Here is an 18,738-nt window from a genome sequence, read left to right on the forward strand (position 1 = left end):
GGAGGGAGACGGGCCGGTGATCCACGAGGTCGACGAGGTGCTGCGGGCGCTGTTCCGTACGGACGTCCTGGAGGGCGCCCAGATCGCCGTCGTCTTCGACGCGCCCACCCGCGAGTGGGCGGCCAAGGTCAACGCCCCCACGATCAACCTGTACCTGTACGACATCAGGGAGGACATGCGGCTGCGGGAGCGCGGGCTGCACAACGAGTACGACGCGCGCGGCGTGGTCGTGGCCCGCCGCCGCCCGCCGCGCTTCTTCAAGCTCTCGTACCTGATCACCGCCTGGACCAAGCGCCCCGAGGACGAACACCGGCTGCTCTCCTCGCTCCTGGCCTGCCTGCTACGCCACGAGTCCCTGCCGAGCGAACGGCTGACCGGAGCGCTCGCCGACATCGGTGTCGCCGTCCCGATGACGGTCGCCCTGCCGCCACCCGAGGACCGGTCGTTCGCCGACGTGTGGAGCGCCCTCGGCGGCGAGCTGAAACCCTCGCTCGACCTGGTCGTCAGCGTCCCCGTCACCGAGTCCCCGGTCTACCCGGTGGGCCCGCCCGTCACGGACGAGGGGCTGCGGCTCGGCTTCACGGACCACGACCCGCAGGACCCGTCGGCCGGCTCCCCGGCGCGCGAACGCATCCCGGGCGGCGCCGAGTTGCCGATCTACGGCCGCCAGCCGGGCCGCCCAGAGCCGGCCGCGCAGGAACCCGACACGGGCGCGGGTACGGGGCGCGGCGCCGGGCGCCGCCGTCAGGCCGGGATCGGCCGCCGGATCTCGGAAGAACGGCGCGGATGAGCGAGGAGACCACGCACCCTCCCCACGACCTGAGCCTGCGCCACCTGCTGGCCCGGGCCGCCCTCGTCGAGGAGCGCGTACGCCGCGCCGTGGACGCCCGCCAGGCCACCGACCCGAACCCGGACGACGCGTTCCGCGGCCTCTACCTGGACGACCAGACCGTACGCCGCCTCCTGGACGAGGGCCGCACGACCGCCGGGCCCGACGCGACGGACGCGGACCAATTCGCGGCGGCGGAGGCATGGGCGGACCAGGCGGACGCCCTCCGGGCGGGACCGGGGGAGCGGGAGGAGTCGGGCCGCCTCCAGAAGAGGGTGGATGTCACCACGGGCCCCACCCGCCTCCGCGCCCTTACCCGCGAGTTCGGCCTCACCTCACTCGACGTGGAGATCCTCCTCATCGCGCTCGTACCCGATCTGGACGACCGCTTCGAGCAGTTCTACGCCTATCTGAACGACGACGTGACCCGCCAACGCCCCTCGGCCGGCCTCGCGCTCGGCCTGTGCGGCGTGTCGGCGGCCGACGCGCAGGCACGGGGCCGACTGCACCCCGCCGCACCACTCCGCGCCGGCGGACTGCTGCTCGTCGACGAGCCCGAACGCCCCTTCCTAGCCCGTGCGTTGCGCGTCCCCGACCGCGTGACGGCGCACCTGCTGGGCCACGACACCCCCGACCCCCGGGTGGCCGACGTCCTCGCGCCGTGGCACGGCGACCCGGGTACGAGCTGGCGGCGGACGCCCGGCACGGGCGACCCGGCACCGTTGGCGCGGGCCATCGCCAACGGCGTCGGCCTGACCTACGTACGCGAGGAACAGGGCGGCGCCGGCACGGCCCTCGCCGCGGCGGCGCTCACCCACGCGGGCCGGTCGGTCATCGGCGTGGACCTGGAGCGCTTGGCCGCCGACCCGCACCCGACGGACGCCGTACGCACCCTCGTCCGCGAGGCCCGCCTCACCGGCGCCGGCCTGGTCGGCGCCCCCATCGACCCGCTGACCAGGGAGAAGCCGGAGGTGATCCGCCTCGTCGCGGAGGCGGACCTCCCCGTGATCCTGGTCGGCCGCGCCCCCTGGGACGCCACCTGGTCCGCCCGCCCACCCCTGCTGCTGCCCGCCCCCCGCGTGGGCCCCGAGGCCCGCGCGGCCCTGTGGCAACAGGCCCACCCAGCGCCGCTGGCCGCCGACCTGGACCTCACCCGCGTCCTGTCCCCCTTCCTCCTTACCCCGGCCCAGGTGGCACAGGCGGCCCGCAGCGCGGCGCAGGTGGCCACCCTCAACGGCGGCGAGGTCCAGGCCGAGGACGTACGCGCCGGCGCCCGCGCCCAGAACGCCGCCGGCCTCGACCGCCTGGCCCGCCGCATCGAACCCGCCGTCACCTGGGACGACCTGGTCCTCCCCGCCGACCCCCTGGCCCAACTCCGCGAACTCACCGCCCGCGCCCGCCACCGCGACCGCGTCCTGGGCGAGTGGGGCATGCGCCCCGGCGGCGGCCGTGGCCGCGGCGTAGCGGCCCTGTTCGCGGGCGACTCGGGTACGGGCAAGACGATGTCCGCCGAGGTCATCGCGGCGGACCTGGGCCTCGACCTCTACACGGTCGACCTGGCCACGGTCATCGACAAATACGTCGGCGAGACCGAGAAGAACCTGGAAAAAATCTTTTCCGAGGCCGCCGGCATCAACGGCGTCCTCCTCTTCGACGAGGCCGACGCGATCTTCGGCAAGCGCTCGGAGGTCAAGGACGCCCACGACCGCTACGCCAACGTCGAGAGCGCCTACCTCCTCCAACGCATGGAGTCCTTCGACGGCCTGGCCATCCTGTCCACCAACCTCCGGGCCAACCTGGACGACGCGTTCACGCGCCGCCTGGACCTGGTGGTCGACTTCCCCATGCCGGACGCGGAGCAGCGGCGGGTGCTGTGGGAACGGTGCCTCGGGCCGCTGTTGCCGCGGGCGGAGGGCCTGGACCTGGACTTCTGCGCGGAGTCCTTCGAGCTGGCGGGCGGCAACATCCGCTCGGTCGCGGTGACCGCGGCGTACCTGGCGGCGGAGTCCGACGGGCCGGTGCGCATGGCGGACCTGATCCACGCAGTGCAGCGCGAGTACCAGAAGCTGGGTCGGCTGACATTGGCTTCGGAGTTCGGGGAGTATGTGGGGTTGTTGGTGTGAGGAGTGGCTTGAGAGTGCTGGGTTAGACCTTGGTGATGTTGACGGTTGGGCCGGGCGGTGTACGGCTCAGGCTTGTGTATACGCGTCGCCGAACATCTTGGCTTCGGCTGCTCGAATCTCCTCGGCGGTCAGCGGCCCGTGCAGGTCTTCGTTGGCCGCGATGAGCTCGCGCAGGCCGTGGCGCTCGCTCTGGCGCTGTGTGCCCGCTGGGGAGGTCTGGCGCACTCCGATGAGGGATCGTGCAGCCTCCCTGGTCCTCTCGTGAGTGAACACGGGCGCGGTGGGCCGCTCATCGGGGGCGCCGGGGAAAATGGCCATGCCTCAGTCTGACAGCTCATCGTCCGTTTCTGGGCAAAGAAAAAAGGTTATATCGGCGTCCTCTGGGACGTCTACCTCTAGACCTGTCTCCCGTAGCACTCTCGCAATCAAGTCGCCATCGCCTGACCATTGAATAGGCAGGTCGTCGACGAGGTCGCCCTCCCCGTCAAAGCAGTCATCGTGGGCCTGAGAGACCCAGAAAACTGCCTTAGGAGTCTCATTGCTCTGTTGGTGAATATCTTCCCATCCACTTGTGCTCGTGAGCGAGAAGTTCGGCTCCGCTATGTATCCCAGGTCCTCTAGTCGCCGAAATGAACGAGAGATTCTGCATAAATCTGAACTGTCATTCCTGCCGGCTAGACATACAGCCTCCCCGTCTTCCTCTTCTAAGGATAGGCGAACGACTAAGCTCTCGCGGGCGAAGGCCGTTTGGATTTTTGATGCTAGGCCCTGATGCCAACGGAAAGCTAGGTCGAGTTGCAACCGCCCGTCTGAAGAGAATGAACCTTCGACCTCATCGGGGAGCAGGATGGCGGGCGCTTTCAGCTGCGATGGTTCTTGTGGAAACTTCCAGCCAGCGCTGCGTAGGCGATTCAGCGCATTGTCGAACCTTTGCCTATCCGTCATTGGGGGCATCAGCTCCACACATCCTCTTCAGTCTCGAATTCGGGACCCGGTTTCTTAGCTACGTACTCGTACCGTTCACCCTCGTAGGTGGCTTGAGCGGCTTTGTTTGCATCTCCCGCGATGAGTTGCAAGTTCGACTTGTCCGGCGTTGTCTCGAATCTTTCCTTGTCCTTCGAGTTGTAGCCAGAGGCATGCCAGTGCGCAGCTAGAGGTGTGATGTGGTCTACGTTCCAGAGCGAGGACTTGCGCATATTGGATCCAGAGATGTCTCCCTTTCTTTTGAATTCCCGCCATATCGCAACCGGAACTTTGGCGTTATCTTTGTCGGCGCCAAATTTGGTGAGTGCTCTCAGGTCGTCTGCTGTTGTCCGCTTCTTCTCACGCAACATGCTCGCCGGTTCGCGGGCTTCACGGGCGCTTTTATAGGGGGCGATAGTAGTCTCGATCAACTCCACGATTTCTGGAAGATCGCGGGCGATTATCGCGATCTTTGCTCGCTTGAACTGATTGCCTGCGGTGCCGCCCTCGTATAACATTTCACGATGTTTCTTGAAGCCTTCGGGCAGCTTTTCTATTTCTGACTCATCTACTACCTCAGGTTTTCCAGCGTCAATCCACTGGTCTACTATCTTCTTTACTCTGTTCGCTGCTGACGGGCTTGCGCCGCTGCGGGCAAGTTCCCGTTGCTTCCAGGCTAGGAAGGATTCCTGCATCCTGGCCTTTGAGGCCAAGGACGTTTGCAGGCGGGCGACCATGTCTCCCGGGGGAACTCCCCTCACCTTCCGCGGTTTCGGATACTCCTTGAGCTTCTCTTGTGCTCGGACGACCTTCTTATTAAAATCTTCCTCCTCGCTTGCCAGCGTGACCTTGAGTGCACCCGAAGGCGTCCCCTTCGCTTTCACGGTGTGCATGTGACCGAAGGTTTCGAACTGGCGGCTTTCGTTGATAGCGGCAATTATTTCGTGTATTCGCTTCTCGTTTGCCTTCGTGTTTTTGTGTCGAGCTTCTCCCTTTGTGGGGTCGGCCTTTCGTTTCTCTGTGCCCCGTGTGGGGCGCTGTCTCTTCAACCGCCCCCAAATCGCCTTCCCCTTCCGCGCAATGACCCCCACCAACTTGTCGAGTGCCCGCTTCACCGGCCGCCCCGCAGCCCGCAGTACGCTCTTCACCTTGTTGGCCAGCCCGCCAACCCCCACCAACGCGGCCAGGAACCCAATCAGCAGCGGAATGCTCGCCGCCAGCGCGGCCTCAACCATCTTCGGAACCCCGGCGCTACCCCCACCCGCGATAGCGATCACCGCGTCCAGGACCGCATTGACGAACTCGACAATCTGCGCGCCCTGATTAACGATGAACGTAATAATGTCGATGATGCCCTTGACGGCCCGCACGAACGCCGAAGCCGGCGTCAGCAGCGAAACGATCCACGAAATGCCCGCGATAATGACCGTCGGCACCAGATAAGCCTTCAGGTCATCCAGGATCTTGGTCTTCAGGTCACCCGTATCGGCCTGGATCTCATCCATCGCCCCCGCGGGGCCCTCGCGCGACAGCGCGCCCGCCACCGGCACGGACTGTTCGACCTTCTCCATCGCCGGCTCAGGCACACCCTTGCCGACGATGCGGGCGCGGAGGTTGTCCCAGGTGAGGCCGAGCATGGAGCCGACGAGCTGGATGATGCCCTTCATGTCGAACTTGGCCGGGATCTCGATGCCCTCCTTGGTGGCGGTGCCAAGGAGCCAGGCGACCAGGCCCTTCTTCAGGTGGTCGAGGATGTTGGAGGTGAAGAGGTTGAGGCCGGCGCCCACGGCCTTGACGAGGTTGCCCAGGAAGCCGATCGGGTCCTTGATGATCTTGCCGATGGCGGAGGCGGCCTTGGCGAGGATGCCCATCAGGAGGTTTTTCAGCTCCATGATGGTTTTGATCGCCCCGACGATCGCGTCCTTGGCCTTGGCGATCAGGCCCTTGTTCGCGTCCTGGAGCTTCTTGATCTCGTCGTCGACCTTGTTCAGGGCCTCTGTGTACTTCTGCGCCAGGGTCTGGACCAGCTCGTCCGACTTGTCATTGACCTTGGTCTCCAGGTCCTCGAACTTGCCCTCGAAGTCCTTCGCCGCCTCCTGGCCGTACTTCTTCAAATCCTCCGGTAGCTTGTCGACCTCGGCCTTCAACTCCGAACGGCCTTGCTTGATACGGGCCTTGGCCTTGCCGAGTTCGGTGCCGATCGTGTCGGCGATGGAGGAGATGACGCCCTGCATCGTGGAGACGTAGAGCTTGCGCGACTCCTTGAAGATGTTCAGGCCCTCCTCCGGAAGGCCCTTGAACTTGTCCTTGACCCAGCGGAGCTTGCCGCGGAAGCCCGAGTAGCGCTTGTCCTTGTACTTCTTCATGCGGCGCTTGTGGTCTTCGGTGAAGGCGTCCTTCGCCGCCTTCTCACCCTTGGTGAACTGGTCGTCCACCTTCTTGTCCAAGCCCTCAAGCGTGGACTCGACGTCCTTCTTCGTCGCGTCGAAGACCTTCTGCAGCTTGGCGGTGACCTCTTCGCGCTTCTTCTCGTCCTTCGACTTCGTCTCGCCCTTGCCGCCGTCGACCTTCTGGCCCGCCTCGCTCCGCGTCGCGGTCAGTGAGGCCATCGCGCTCGCGCCGGCCGCCGCGGCGCCCGCCTTCGCGTCCGCCAGCTCCGCGTCCTCGGCCTGCCGGCCCTGCGGCCCGGCTTTCTTCGCGTGCTCCTCGGCCTTCTTCTTCTCGCTCAGCGCCTCGTCGAACTGCGGCTCGTTGCCCTTGGCCAACTGCTCCTCGGTGACCTCGGCATCGGCCATCGCCTTGTCGTTCTGCCTCGGCCCGTCGGAGAAGTCCGTGACCTCGGGTGGCTGCTTGTCCGGCACCGCGTCGTCCGCGCTGGGGGCGCCCGGGTTCCCCGGTGGCTTGTCCGCCGTCATCGGGGTGACCTTCTTGGTCTTGGCCTTCGAGGTGTCGGGGGCGGCCTTGGTGGTGGTCTCGATGTCCTTGGCGGAGGTCTTCTTGCCGTCGGTGACCTTGCCGTCCACCTGTTCCCTGACCTGGTCGGCCTTGCCGGAGTCGGCGAACTTGTCGGCCTCGTTGAGGTTCTTCGGCGCCTGGTCGGCGATCGCCTTGTTCACCGCGTCGATGAACGCCTGCTTGTTGAACTCGCCCGGCTTGGCCGCGTTCATCTTCTCGGCCTGCGCCGCCTTGCCCTGGGCTTCCTTGTCGTCGGGCGGAGCCACCGCCGCGTCCTGTGCGGACCTCGACTCCGTCGTCGCGGGCTGGTGCTGCTTGATCGTTTGCTTTTTCGTGCCGACGTCCGCCTTCACGCGCCGGAACCCCGGCGCCTGCGCCGGGGACGGCTTCACCGGCGCCGCGTACCGCTGCGCGACCAGCCGCGAGACCGCCGCGTTCCCCGCCGCGCGTTGCAGCCGTTGCAGGCCACGCCGGTCCAGGCCGGGGCCGCCGGAGACCGGGGCGGGTGGCGTACGGACGGCGCGTGACACCCCGGGCGACTCACCGACCGTGGGCGTCAGCTCCGTGTCCGCGCCCGTATGCTGCCCCGCGGCGGGCGCATCCGCGTGCGGGCGCTGCCGGGCGGGGGACGGCGCGTCGGGTGTGCTCTTCACGGCAACACCCGGCTACCGACCGGGGGTTGTGCTCGCCGTGCGTCGCCCCCGGTGTTCCCAACTCCCAGCGCGCGCAGTGGACATGGGCGCCAGGATGCGCCCGGGCGGCGGTCCACGGCACAAGAAAGCGGGGAACGATCCGGTGCACCCCGCGATGACCGCTCAGCGATCTGCCCGCTGCCCGTTGGGGCAACCCGGAAGGCACGCCGGGTAGCCCGAAGTCCTTTTCCGTTGATCCTTTACATGACGAGAATCGCTGTCGTTTCCCCCGGCCAAGGAGAGTGGTATGCCGTCGTCGTACCTGTCCCCGGGCGTCTACGTCGAAGAGGTGGAGTCTGGGTCACGGCCCATCGAGGGAGTGGGGACCTCGGTTGCCGCCTTCGTGGGGTTCGCGCAGAAAGGCCCCTTCAACGAGCCGACGCTGGTGACGAACTGGACCCAGTTCGTCACGGTCTTCGGCGACTTCGTCGAGGGGACGTACCTGGCCACCTCGGTCTACGGGTACTTCGCCAACGGCGGAGGCGTCTGCTACGTCATTCGGATTGGCGGCCCGCGCGCCGAGCGGGAAGCGGACGGGGCGGGTGGTACGACCCACGAGGAGATCGACATCGCGCCGCACGCGCAGCTCGGCCCGTACGTCGTGCGGACGCTGCCCGGCGTGACCGGCGAGATCACCGTCGAGGTCGCGGACTCGGAGGCCGAGGACCCGCCGCAGGACGTGTTCAAGCTGATCGTCCGGCACGACGGGCAGGTCGCCGAGACGTACCCCGTGGTGACCACCAAGCGCAGCAAGGAGAACGTCGCGACGCAGGTCAAGGCGCGCTCCCAACTGATCGCCCTGGAGGAGCCCGGCAAGGGTGCCGCGCCGCCGCGGCCCGAGCCGCAGTCGGTCCGGCTGGCCGTGCCGCCGGGCGGGGCCGCGGGCGTGGCGCCGCAGGCGGTGTCGGCCGAGACGTACGTGGGTGACCCGGACCAGCGGACCGGCTTCGGCGGCCTGGAGGCCGTCGAGGACGTCACGATGGTCGCCGCGCCCGACCTGATGAGCGCCTACCAGCGGCGCGTGCTCGACCTGGAGACGGTGATCGCGGTCCAGCAGGGGCTGATCGCGCACTGCGAGGGGATGGGCGACCGGATCGCCATCCTCGACCCGCCGCCCGGCCTCAGCCCGCAGCAGGTCAGGACCTGGCGCACGGAGACGACGGGCTTCGACTCGAAGTACGCCACGCTGTACTACCCGTGGCTCAAGGTGTTCGACCCGGCCGTGGGACGCAACGCCTTCGTGCCGCCCAGCGGCCACGTCGCGGGCATCTGGGCCCGGAACGACGTCTCGCGCGGCGTGCACAAGGCACCCGCCAACGAGGTGGTGCGCGGCGCGGTGGCGCTCCAGACGCAGATCACCAAGGGCGAGCACGACCTGCTCAACCCGATCGGGCTCAACTGCATCCGGGCCTTCCCCGGGCGGGGCATCCGGGTGTGGGGCGCGCGGACCCTGGCCAGCGATCCCGCCTGGCGCTACCTCAACGTACGCCGACTCTTCAACTACCTGGAGGAGTCGATCCTGGCGGGCACCCAGTGGGTGGTCTTCGAGCCCAACGACGACGCGCTGTGGGCCCGTGTGCGGCGGACGATCTCGGCCTTCCTGGTCAACGAGTGGCGCAAGGGCGCGCTCTTCGGGCTCACCCCGGAGGAGGCGTTCTACGTCAAGTGCGACCGGGAGACCAACCCACCGGAGAGCATCGACGCCGGCCAGGTCATCTGCGAGGTCGGGGTGGCGCCGGTCAAGCCGGCGGAGTTCGTGGTGTTCCGACTCGCCCAACTCTCCGGCGGCTCCGGCGCGGTCGACGAGTGACGAACCGGCCCGCGCCCGCGACCGACTGACTCAAGGAGGCTGTTATGCCGCTGCCCGATCTCGACAGCTCCGTCGGGCATTCCTTCGGCCTGGAATTCGACAGCGTGCTGATCCGGCAGATCACCGAGGTCAGCGGCCTGAAGATGGAACAGGACGTCATCGAGCTGAAGCAGAACACCGCCGACGGCAAGTACGCGATAAAGAAGCTCCCGGGCCGCCCCAAGGCCGGTGAGGTCACCGTGACCCGCGGCCTGACCGAGGACAACAGCTTCGAGCGGTGGATCACCGACTCGCGCTTCGGCCGCATGAACAACGCCCGCCGCAACGGCTCCATCATCGTCTACGACTACGAGGGCATCCCGATCAAGCGGTACAAGCTGATCAACGCGTGGCCCAAGACGCTGGAGATCAGCGCGCTCAAGGCCGGCGACACCTCCGTACTCACCGAGAAGCTGGCCATCACCTTCGAGAGCATTGAAGTCGAGTGATGCGCAGGCGCACCATCGCGATCCCCGCCCCACCCGCGGACGCCTCCGCGCCGGCCGCGCGGCGCGACGAGGGGGCCGGCGGGCAGCCCGAGAAGCTGCGGACCGAGTTCGCCTTCGAGCTGCCGCGCGGGTACGTCGACGAGTCGGGCACCGTGCACAGGTCGGGGGTGATGCGGCTGGCGACCGCGCGGGACGAACTGGTTCCGCTGCGGGACGACCGGGTCCGCGACAACAGCGCCTACCTGTCGGTGGTGCTGATCTCCCGGGTGCTGGTCAGGCTGGGCACGATCGAGGACATCCACCCGGGCGTCGTGGAGGACCTGTTCGCCTCCGACCTGGCGTTCCTCCAGGACTTCTACCGCAGGATCAACTCCGAGGGACACACCCGCGCCTCGGTGACGTGCCCGTCGTGCCGGGACACCTTCGCCGTGGACCTGGCCGGCGGTGGTCGCCTGGGGGAATCGTGACGTACGCGACCGACCGGATACACGAGGAGGTCGCGTACCTCGCCTACCACTTCCACTGGTCGCTCGACCAGATCCTCGACCTGGAACACGCCGACCGGCTCCGCTACGTCCACCAGATCGCCCGGCTGAACGGGCAGTGAAACGCGCCGTACGAGGGGGAGGGACGACCGCCTGATGGGATTGCTGTCCCGGCTGTCTCGACTGACCGGCCTGGGCCGCGCCGCCTCGGCCGGGAGCGCGTCGCCCGAGCCCCCGGCTGCCCCGACCTCCGGCGCCACTCCGGGCGCCGGCGCCGCCGGGCGCGGGTCCGGCGGTCAGGCGTGGCGCGACCTGCCGCCGCTGCAACGGACCGTGGGCGCCGCGCCCCTGGTCGCCGACCCGGAACCGTTCCACGCCTCGCTCGGCACCTGGCAGGACGCCTCGTTGAGCACCCCGCTCGGCCACCTCGTCAGCCCCGACGCGCCCGCCGGACTCGGCCACGACCTCGCCACCACGACCGGGCCTGGGACCACGGAGCCCGACCTCCCGGACACCTCGACCACCCCGGACACCTCGACCACCCCGGCCACCTCGGCCTCCTCGGGCGCGGGCCACGACACCGCCTCCGTACGCCACTTCGCGCCCGACCCGACGGGCCACGCCCTCCCGACCGGCCCGACCGAGTCGCGGGCGGCGGTCCAGCGCGCGGTGGCCCAGCCGACCCAGCCGCTGACCTCCGCGCGCCCGCTGGAGACCGCGCTGCTGCGGGAGGTGCCGAGCCTGCCACGGGCCACGCCACGGCCCGCCACGGAACCCAGCGGCTCACCGCCCGCCTCCGGCGGCGCGCCGCCCTTCGCCGTGCAACGCTCAGCGACCCCGGGGCCGCCGGGCGCCGGCACCCCGTCCGTGGGCACGCGCGGCACCGGCCTGGGCGCGCCGCTGTCCGGCCTGCCACCCACCGCCCAGCGCACCCCCGTGGCGAGCACCAGCGGCCAGCCCCCGGTGCCTGACCTGGCTGGCGCCGTGCCCACCGCCGGCGCCGACACCCCGCCGCCTTCGGACACGGCGACCCCAACGCCCGTCGACCCGCCGCCCGCCCCCGACGAGCCCGCGCTCACTGACGCACCCGGGCCCCCTCCGACCCCCGCCCCCGAGCCGCCGAGCCGGCCGCTGCTCGGCGCCGACCCGCTGGTCTCCCGCGTGGCGGAGCACGACCAGCCGGCCGCGCCGGCGGTCGCCGCGCCGGCCGACATGCCGCTGGGGGAGACCCGGCCGGGGCAGTCGAGTACGCAGGCGCCCCCGTACGCCACGGGTCCGACGGAGCGGAGCGCCGGCCCCGGACGAGGGGCCGAGGTGGTGCAGCGGGCGGCGGTCCCGGTGCGGCCGGCGGCGGCCGATGGCAGCCCGCTGCCCGCACCCACCGGGCCGGCGTCGGCACCCGAGGTCGTGGCGCCGTTGGTGGCCCAGCGCGCGGTGCAGCGGTTCTCCGGTCCGGTACGGGAGGCCGTACGCGGGCCGCTGTCCGAGCCGTCGGAGGCCGCCGTTCCGGTGCGGTGGGACGGTCCCGAGACGGAGCCGGCCGCGTCAGCCACGACGCACGAGTCGGCCGCGCCGGGTACGGGGGGCGACTCCTCAGCGTCGAGCTCCGGCGGAGCGCGCGGGCCGGCCGTCGAGGTGCAGCGGTGGGCCGGGCCACGATCCGGCGGACCGAGCACGCCCGGCGGCGAGCGGGGCCCGACCCGTGCCGGCCCGAACGCGCCGTCGCCGGCCCTGCAACGCGCCACGGAGCCGCACCGGTTGACGTCCCAACGCGGCGGTGACGTACGGCAGTCGGGCCCATCCGGGCCGCTGCCCGACGCCGGTGCGGTGGCCGTCGCGGCCGGTGTGGCGCAACGCATGGCCGATGGTTCGGTGGTCTTCCGGCAGCCGGCGGCCACGCCGCCCACCGCCGGGCCGCCGTCCGTGCAGCGGGACGTCGAGACAGCCGAGCCGCCGCCCCCGGACCCGCCGGCCGACCCCGGGCCGGAGCCCGAGCCGGGGCCCGGCCCCGTACCGGACGCCGAGCCGTCGGGTGGTGACGAGCCGCCGGACGGGGACGGGGAGGCCGCGCCGGGGGGTGGGCAGTCGGCCTCCGACGGTCGGGGGCGGGGGGCGCCGGCCGTCACCGACGAGCTGGTGCGGGCCCTGTTCGCGCCGCTCAGCCGGCTGCTCAAGGCCGAACTGCGGCTCGAACGCGAACGCGCCGGCTTCCTGATCGAGACGCGACACCGATGAGCGGACCCCGACGCCAGGCACCGATGACCAGACACCGATGACCACGCACCGATGACCAGGGCCCCCGACGAGCGGGCGGCGATGAGCAGGCAGGGAAGGGAGGTACGGCGTGAGCGTGACCGATGACCCGGCGGTGACCGTGTGCTTCGTCGTCACCATCGACGGCATCGAGCTGGGCTCCTTCAACACGTGCGAGGGCCTGGGGTGCGAGGTGGTGCTCGAACAGCGCGAGGAGGGCGGCAACAACGGTCACCTGTGGCAGCTCCCCACCCGGCTCAAGTACTCCAACGTCAAGCTGTCGCGGCCACTGACCCGGGAGACGGAGAAGGTGGCCAGGTGGTTCGCGAGCATGACGGGTGGGTTCAAGCGCAAGACCGCCCACATCGAGGCCCGTACCGGCGACGGGCAGAAGGTCGCCCAGTGGGGCCTGCTTGAGGTGGTGCCGGTGCGCTGGACGGGGCCCTCGTTCAACCCCGAGTCGCCCAAGGTGGCCATCGAGACCATCGAGATCGCCCACCACGGTTACGTCATGGAGGGCTGAGCGGTGTCCGGGGTGGACGGCGTGCCGCGCGGGGTCGGCGTGCGCGAGCGGAGGGGGCGGAGGGGTACGACATGAGCGGCTCCGTGGCGTTCAGCGCGGCGGGCACCGGGGGTGGGCCCGGGGGCGGCGGGGCGCGGCCCAAGCTGGAACACGCGTACCTGGAGATGCGCACCCCGCCGCCGGGCGGCAGTCTCACGCCGGGTGGGCCGGCCGGGCGCATCGACTTCCAGTTCAACCCGAAGGAGCTGACGCTCACCAAGGCGGCGGCCTGGAAGCGCAGCCCGGCCAAGGGCGCGAAGAGCGCGGGGCCGCCCGAGTACCAGGGGCCCAAGCCCAGCAAGCTGACCGTGGAGATGTTCTTCGACGCCAGCGACACCCAGGACACCAGCGTGGTGACCTCGGTGGAGAAGCTGCTCGCCTGCTGCGTGCCGACCAGCGAGACCCGGCAGCAACAGCGCTCGTCGCCGCCGTGGGTGGTCTTCCACTGGGGCGGTCTGACCGGCTTCCCCGGTTACCTCAGTCAGGTCCAGGTGAAGTACACCCTGTTCACCACCTCCGGGGTGCCGATCCGGGCCGTGTGCCAGGTGACGATGGAGGAGATCAGCGGCGAGACACCGGGGCAGAACCCGACGTCCGGCGCGCTGCACGCGCGCCGGGTGCACCAGGTGCGCACCGGTGACACCCTGCCCGACCTGGCGTGGCGCGAGTACGGCGACCCGACGGCCTGGCGGGTGATCGCCGAGGCGAACGGCATCGACGACCCGATGCGGCTGGCCAACGGCCGGGAGTTGCTGCTGCCCGCGCCGGACGAGCTGACCCGGCTGCGCGCGCCCAGCGCCGCGGCCCCGGCGCTGCCCGGCCGCGGGTCGACGGCCCGAGACCTGGCCGCCCACGGGCAACAGGGCCGCCTCGCGCCCTCCGCCCGCGCCGGGGAGCTGGAGCGTGGGTCGGCCCCGGTGGTGGCGCCGAACCCGTTGCCCAGCGCCCCGTCGGCGCGGGGGCGTCGATGGTGAGCCAGAGCGTCGCGAAGACGCTGGTGGTGGAGGTGGCGGGCCGGCCGCTGCCCGCGGCGTGGGCCAACACGCTGGTCGAGGCGTACGTGGACGACAGCCGTACCCTGCCCGACCTGTTCCTGCTGCGCTTCCGCGACCCGAGCCGCGTCTTCCTGGAGCAGGCCGGCATCGAGATCGGGGCGCCGGTGCGGTTGCTGGCCCAGGCCGGCGAGGGGGCCTCGGGCCCCCTGCTGAGCGGGCACGTCACCGCGCTTGAGGTGGACATCGACGACACCGGCACGTTCACGGTGGTGCGCGGCCTGGACGAGTCGCACCGGCTGCTGCGGGGCCGCCGGGTGGCCAGCTACCAGAACATGACGCTCGCCGACGTCGTCTCCCGCGTCGCCCAGCGCGCCGGCCTGCGCCCCGGCACGGTGGACGTGGCCGGGCCCGTACTGGAACACGTGGCCCAACCCAACGTCACGGACTGGGAGTTCATCCGCGCGCTGGCCGAGGGCGCGGGGGCGCAGGCGTGGGTGATGGACGGCCAACTGCACGTCACCAAGCCGACCGAGGCCGGCGGCGCCCCCGACACCGCGGCCCGCGCGGACAGTAACCCGCTGGTCCTGGAGATGGGTGACAACCTGCTGCGCTGCCGGGCCGCGGTCTCGGCGGCCGAACAGGTGTCGGCCGTTGAGGTGCGCGGCTGGGACGTGCGGGCCAAGCAACCCCTGGTCGGCCGGGCCGACGCCGGCACGGCGACCACCCTGGAACTCGGGCTCACGGCGGCGGACGCGGCCAAGCCGTTCGGCGAGGCCACCTACGTCGCCACCGACGCCGTCTACGGCAGCCAGGCCGAGGTGGACCAGGCGGCCAAGGCGCTGGCCCAGCGGATCGCCGGCTCGTTCGCCGAGCTGGAGGCCGTGATCCGGGGCAACCCCGCGGTGCGGGCCGGCGGCGCGGTCACCCTGACCGGCGTCGGCAAGCCCTTCGAGGGCCGCTACACCGTCACCTCGTCCCGACACGTCTTCGACGCCGTACGCGGCTACGAGACCTGGCTGACGGTCTCCGGGCAGCAGGAGCGCTCGCTGTACGGGCTGACCGGCGGCGCGGGCGGCGGCGGTGGCCAGGCGAGTGGCGCGCACCGGGCCGGGCTCGTCAACGCGACGGTGACCGACACCAAGGACCCGGAGGGCCTGGGCCGGGTCAAGGTGCGCTTCCCGTGGCTGTCGGACGAGTACGCGAGCGACTGGGCGCGCACGGCGCAGGCCAGCGGCATCGGCGGGGGAGAGGCGTTCATCCCCGAGGTGGGTGACGAGGTGCTGGTCGGCTTCGAACAGGCCCGGATGGACCGGCCGTACGTGCTGGCCGCGCTCTACAACGGGCAGGACAAGCCCGGCGGGGGCGGTGGCCCGGGAGCCGCCGGGGCCGGCGGTGCGGGTGGCGAGGGCGGGGCCGTGGACCCGACCAGCGGGGCGGTCACCAGGCGGGCGTTCGGCTCCAGGGGCGGCAACAAGCTGGAACTCCTCGACACGGCGAACGGCCCGCAGGGCCTGCGCCTGGTCACCGGCGACGGGAAGCTCAGCATCAACCTCGACCGGAAGGGCACCACCATCGTGCTGCACAGCGACGGGACCGTGGAGATCGAGGCCACCCAGCAGGTGTCCATCAAGGCGGGCAGCGGCGTCTCGCTGGACGCCGGCAAGGGGACGCTCGAACTCGCCGGCGACGCGGTGCGGCTCACCGCCCGCAGCGGGGTCCAGGTCAACGGCGGCGACGGCGAGGTCAAGCTCGCCACCGGCGGCTCCGTCGAGGTGCGGGGCAGCCAGGTCGCGGTGCACGGCACCAACCGCACCGAGGTGAAGGGCGGCTCGACCGTGGCCATCAATTCCCCGCTGGTACGCATCAATTGACCAGACCACTACGAAAGGCAGGGGGAGAGCGCGCATGCCAGCAGCCGCCCGCGTGGGCGACCCGACCGGCCACCCCGGGGTGGTGGGCGGACCTGGCGTGCCGACGGTGCTGATCGGCGGGCGTCCGGCGGCCACCGTCGGCACCCCGCACACGTGTACGTCGCCCGCCGTGCACCCACCGTCCCCGCTGCGCCCGCCCGGCAGCGCCAGCGTGTTCATCGGGGGGCAACCGGCCGCCCGGGTGGGCGACGCGGCCGGGTGCGGCTCGCCGATCGTCGCCGGGTGCCCCACCGTCCTGATCGGAGGCTGACCATGGTCCAGCAGTTCATCGGCGCCGGCTGGGCCTTCCCGCCCCGCACCGACGCCACCGGCAGCATCGCCCTGGTCCGCGGTGGGCAGGAGATCGCGGAGTCCATCCGGCTCATCCTGTCCACGTCGCCGGGCGAGCGCCCGATGCGCCCCGAGTTCGGCTGCGCGCTCGGCGACTACGTCTTCGCTCCGGCCGACGCGGGCACCGCCGGCCAACTCGCCTACGAGGTGCGGTTGGCCCTGGAACGCTGGGAGCCGCGCATCGACGTGGCCGACGTGGCGGTGCGCTTCGACGAGGCGGACGAGGGCGTGCTCTACATCGACATCAGCTACGCGATACGGGGCGCCAACGACCCGCGCAACCTGGTCTTCCCGTTCTACGTCATCCCCCGGCACGAGGAGGGCACATGACGCTCCCCAGCCCCAACCTGGACGACCGGCACTTCCAGGGGCTGGTGGACGAGGCCAAGCGACTGGTGCAGCAGCGCTGCCCGGAATGGACCGACCACAACGTCTCGGACCCCGGTGTCACCCTCATCGAGGCGTTCGCCAGCATGGTCGACCAGCTCGTCTACCGGTTGAACCGGGTGCCGGACAAGAACTACCTGGCCTTCCTCGACCTGATCGGCGTCCGCCTCTACCCACCCACCGCGGCCCGCACCGACGTCACCTTCTGGCTCTCGGCCCCGCAGCCGGAGCCGGTGCGGGTCCCCGCCGGCACCGAGGTCGCCACCGTGCGCACCGAGGCCGAGGAGGCGGTGGTCTTCACCACCAGCGCCGACCTGTCCGTCGTGCCGTGTTCGCTGGCCCACCTGGCGACCTGGCCGCTGGACGGGGACGCCACCGACGGCACCGAGGAGTTGGCGCTCGGCCGCGACGTCCACTGCTTCGGCACCACCCCGCGCCCCGGGGACTGCCTGTACGTCGGCCTGTCCAACCCGGCGCCGGCCTGCGTCGTCGTGCTGCGCCTGGACTGCGAGGTCGAGGGCGTGGGCGTGGACCCCCGCCGTCCGCCGCTGCTGTGGGAGGCGTGGGACGGCTCCGCCTGGGTCGCCTGCGAGGTGGACAAGGACGACACGGGTGGCTTCAACAAGGCCGGCGAGGTCATCATCCACCTGCCCGCCCAGCACGCCGCGTCGGTGGTGGCCCGGCACACCGCCGGCTGGATACGGTGCCGGCTGCTCAAGGCCGCGCCCGACCAACCCACCTACGTGGCCTCGCCCACGGTGCGCGAGATCACCGCGTTCACCATCGGCGGCACCGTGGAGGCCAGCCACGCCGAAACCGTCACCGACGAGGTCATCGGCGTCTGCGAGGGGGTGCCGGGGCAGAGCTTCCAGGTGGCCAGGCCGCCGGTGGTGCCGAGCGAGGAGCCGTTCGTGGTCGAGGTCGCCGAGGGCGCGGGCTGGGTGGAGTGGACCCGCGTCGACAACTTCGCCCACTCCACCGCGTACGAACGACACATCACCCTGGACCCGAACTCCGGACAGGTGGACTTCGGCCCGGCGGTACGCGAACGCGACGGGTCGCTGCGGCTGTTCGGGGCCGTCCCACCCAAGGGCAGCACCGTGCGGGTGCGCCGCTACCGCACCGGCGGCGGGCGGCGCGGCAACGTCTCCCGGCACGCGCTGCGCATCCTGCGCAGCTCGATGCCGTACGTGGCGCGGGTCGACAACCGGCGCCCGGCGCTCGGCGGCGTGGACGGCGAGAGCGTGGACGACGCGCGCGTGCGCGGACCGCTGACGCTGGCCACCCTGCACCGGGCCGTCGTGCCGCACGACTACGAGCAACTGGCCCGCGAGGCCGCGCCCGACGTGGCCCGGGTGCACTGCGTGCCGGTGGGCGAACTGGCCGACGACGGGGCGGACACCGCCGAGGACCGGGCGCGGCGGGCCGCGGACGCGGGCGGGGTGCGGCTGCTCGTCGTGCCGGCCGGGCGCGGCGACGAACAGGGCCGGATCAGGTTCGAGGACCTGACCCCCTCGACCGAGACGCTCTCGATGATCGGCACGCATCTCGACGAGCGCCGCCCGCTGGGCACCCGGCTGCACGTCGAGCCGCCCTACTACCAGGGCGTGACCGTCGTCGCCAGGGTGCAGGCGCAGCGCGGCGCGGCGGCCGACCGGCTGCGTGAGGCCGGGCTCGCCGCGCTGTACGGCTACTTCAACCCGCTCTCGGGCGGCCCCGACGGCGACGGCTGGCCCTTCGGGCGGCCCGTCCACGCCGGCGAGGTGTACGCGGTGTTGCAGCGGCTGCCCGGCGTCGAACTGGTCGAGGACGTGCTGCTGTTCCCGGCCGACCCGGTCACCGGGGACCGCGCCGAGCCCGCCAACAAGATCCTCCTCGATCAGCACGCGTTGGTGTTCAGCTTCGAGCACCAGTTGCGGGTCCGTGAGGTGTGAG

General features: G+C 70.9%; 15 protein-coding genes. 13 read left to right on the forward strand and 2 right to left on the reverse strand.

The window, feature by feature from the left end; all coding sequences use genetic code 11:
• Window positions 1-16: 16 nt before the first annotated feature.
• Together H7H31_RS30285 and H7H31_RS30290 are read left to right on the forward strand one after the other, a co-directional pair.
• Window positions 17-790 (forward strand): DUF4255 domain-containing protein, encoded by a 774-nt coding sequence (locus tag H7H31_RS30285; protein ID WP_187061372.1) that lies wholly within the window; start codon window positions 17-19, stop codon window positions 788-790.
• Window positions 787-2,952 (forward strand): ATP-binding protein, encoded by a 2,166-nt coding sequence (locus H7H31_RS30290; RefSeq protein WP_187118166.1) that lies wholly within the window; start codon window positions 787-789, stop codon window positions 2,950-2,952. Before H7H31_RS30285 ends, H7H31_RS30290 begins: the two co-directional genes overlap by 4 nt.
• 66 nt (window positions 2,953-3,018) lie before the next feature.
• Here the strand turns inward: H7H31_RS30290 and H7H31_RS34415 are convergent, their stop codons facing one another.
• Both H7H31_RS34415 and H7H31_RS34420 read right to left on the reverse strand, forming a co-directional pair.
• A complete protein-coding gene (locus H7H31_RS34415; protein ID WP_232110148.1) occupies window positions 3,019-3,177 on the reverse strand; it encodes a hypothetical protein in 159 nt (52 codons plus the stop codon).
• Window positions 3,178-3,905: 728 nt separating this feature from the next.
• On the reverse strand, window positions 3,906-7,523 hold the full coding sequence (locus tag H7H31_RS34420) for a hypothetical protein (RefSeq protein WP_232110149.1): 3,618 nt from the start codon (window positions 7,521-7,523) through the stop codon (window positions 3,906-3,908).
• A gap of 286 nt (window positions 7,524-7,809) precedes the next feature.
• Here H7H31_RS34420 and H7H31_RS30305 point away from each other — a divergent pair, with 286 nt between their 5' ends.
• The 11 genes from H7H31_RS30305 to H7H31_RS30355 all read left to right on the forward strand — a co-directional run bounded on the left by H7H31_RS30305 (window position 7,810) and on the right by H7H31_RS30355 (window position 18,737).
• Window positions 7,810-9,372, forward strand: a complete 1,563-nt coding sequence (locus H7H31_RS30305) for a phage tail sheath family protein (RefSeq protein WP_187061353.1) — start codon at window positions 7,810-7,812, stop codon at window positions 9,370-9,372.
• Window positions 9,373-9,416: 44 nt separating this feature from the next.
• A complete protein-coding gene (locus H7H31_RS30310) occupies window positions 9,417-9,860 on the forward strand; it encodes a phage tail protein (RefSeq protein ID WP_187061354.1) in 444 nt (147 codons plus the stop codon).
• Entirely contained in the window at window positions 9,860-10,327 is a 468-nt protein-coding gene (locus H7H31_RS30315; RefSeq protein WP_222624434.1) for a hypothetical protein, read from the forward strand. The genes H7H31_RS30310 and H7H31_RS30315 overlap by 1 nt, the downstream gene beginning before the upstream one ends.
• Window positions 10,324-10,467, forward strand: a complete 144-nt coding sequence (locus tag H7H31_RS30320; RefSeq protein ID WP_176160554.1) for a DUF6760 family protein — start codon at window positions 10,324-10,326, stop codon at window positions 10,465-10,467. Before H7H31_RS30315 ends, H7H31_RS30320 begins: the two co-directional genes overlap by 4 nt.
• 34 nt (window positions 10,468-10,501) lie before the next feature.
• Window positions 10,502-12,580 carry a hypothetical protein gene (locus tag H7H31_RS30325; RefSeq protein WP_187118167.1) on the forward strand — a complete coding sequence of 693 codons (2,079 nt, stop codon included), beginning with the start codon at window positions 10,502-10,504 and terminating at the stop codon, window positions 12,578-12,580.
• Window positions 12,581-12,689: 109 nt separating this feature from the next.
• Window positions 12,690-13,121 carry a phage tail protein gene (locus tag H7H31_RS30330; RefSeq protein ID WP_176160552.1) on the forward strand — a complete coding sequence of 144 codons (432 nt, stop codon included), beginning with the start codon at window positions 12,690-12,692 and terminating at the stop codon, window positions 13,119-13,121.
• Between the two features lie 71 nt (window positions 13,122-13,192).
• Window positions 13,193-14,134: a CIS tube protein gene (locus H7H31_RS30335; RefSeq protein WP_232110150.1), complete on the forward strand. Its 942-nt coding sequence runs from the start codon at window positions 13,193-13,195 to the stop codon at window positions 14,132-14,134.
• Window positions 14,128-16,026, forward strand: coding sequence for a VgrG-related protein (locus tag H7H31_RS30340; protein WP_187118168.1), 1,899 nt, complete (start codon window positions 14,128-14,130; stop codon window positions 16,024-16,026). The genes H7H31_RS30335 and H7H31_RS30340 overlap by 7 nt, the downstream gene beginning before the upstream one ends.
• A gap of 34 nt (window positions 16,027-16,060) precedes the next feature.
• Window positions 16,061-16,336, forward strand: coding sequence for a PAAR domain-containing protein (locus H7H31_RS30345; RefSeq protein ID WP_187060585.1), 276 nt, complete (start codon window positions 16,061-16,063; stop codon window positions 16,334-16,336).
• Between the two features lie 2 nt (window positions 16,337-16,338).
• Window positions 16,339-16,746 (forward strand): GPW/gp25 family protein, encoded by a 408-nt coding sequence (locus H7H31_RS30350; RefSeq protein WP_176160548.1) that lies wholly within the window; start codon window positions 16,339-16,341, stop codon window positions 16,744-16,746.
• The gene (locus H7H31_RS30355; RefSeq protein ID WP_187060586.1) at window positions 16,743-18,737 is read left to right on the forward strand and encodes a putative baseplate assembly protein; all 1,995 of its coding nucleotides are present in this window, start codon (window positions 16,743-16,745) and stop codon (window positions 18,735-18,737) included. The genes H7H31_RS30350 and H7H31_RS30355 overlap by 4 nt, the downstream gene beginning before the upstream one ends.
• Window position 18,738 lies beyond the last annotated feature (1 nt).

The organism is Streptomyces buecherae (assembly GCF_014295035.1).
Taxonomy (GTDB): domain Bacteria; phylum Actinomycetota; class Actinomycetes; order Streptomycetales; family Streptomycetaceae; genus Streptomyces; species Streptomyces youssoufiensis.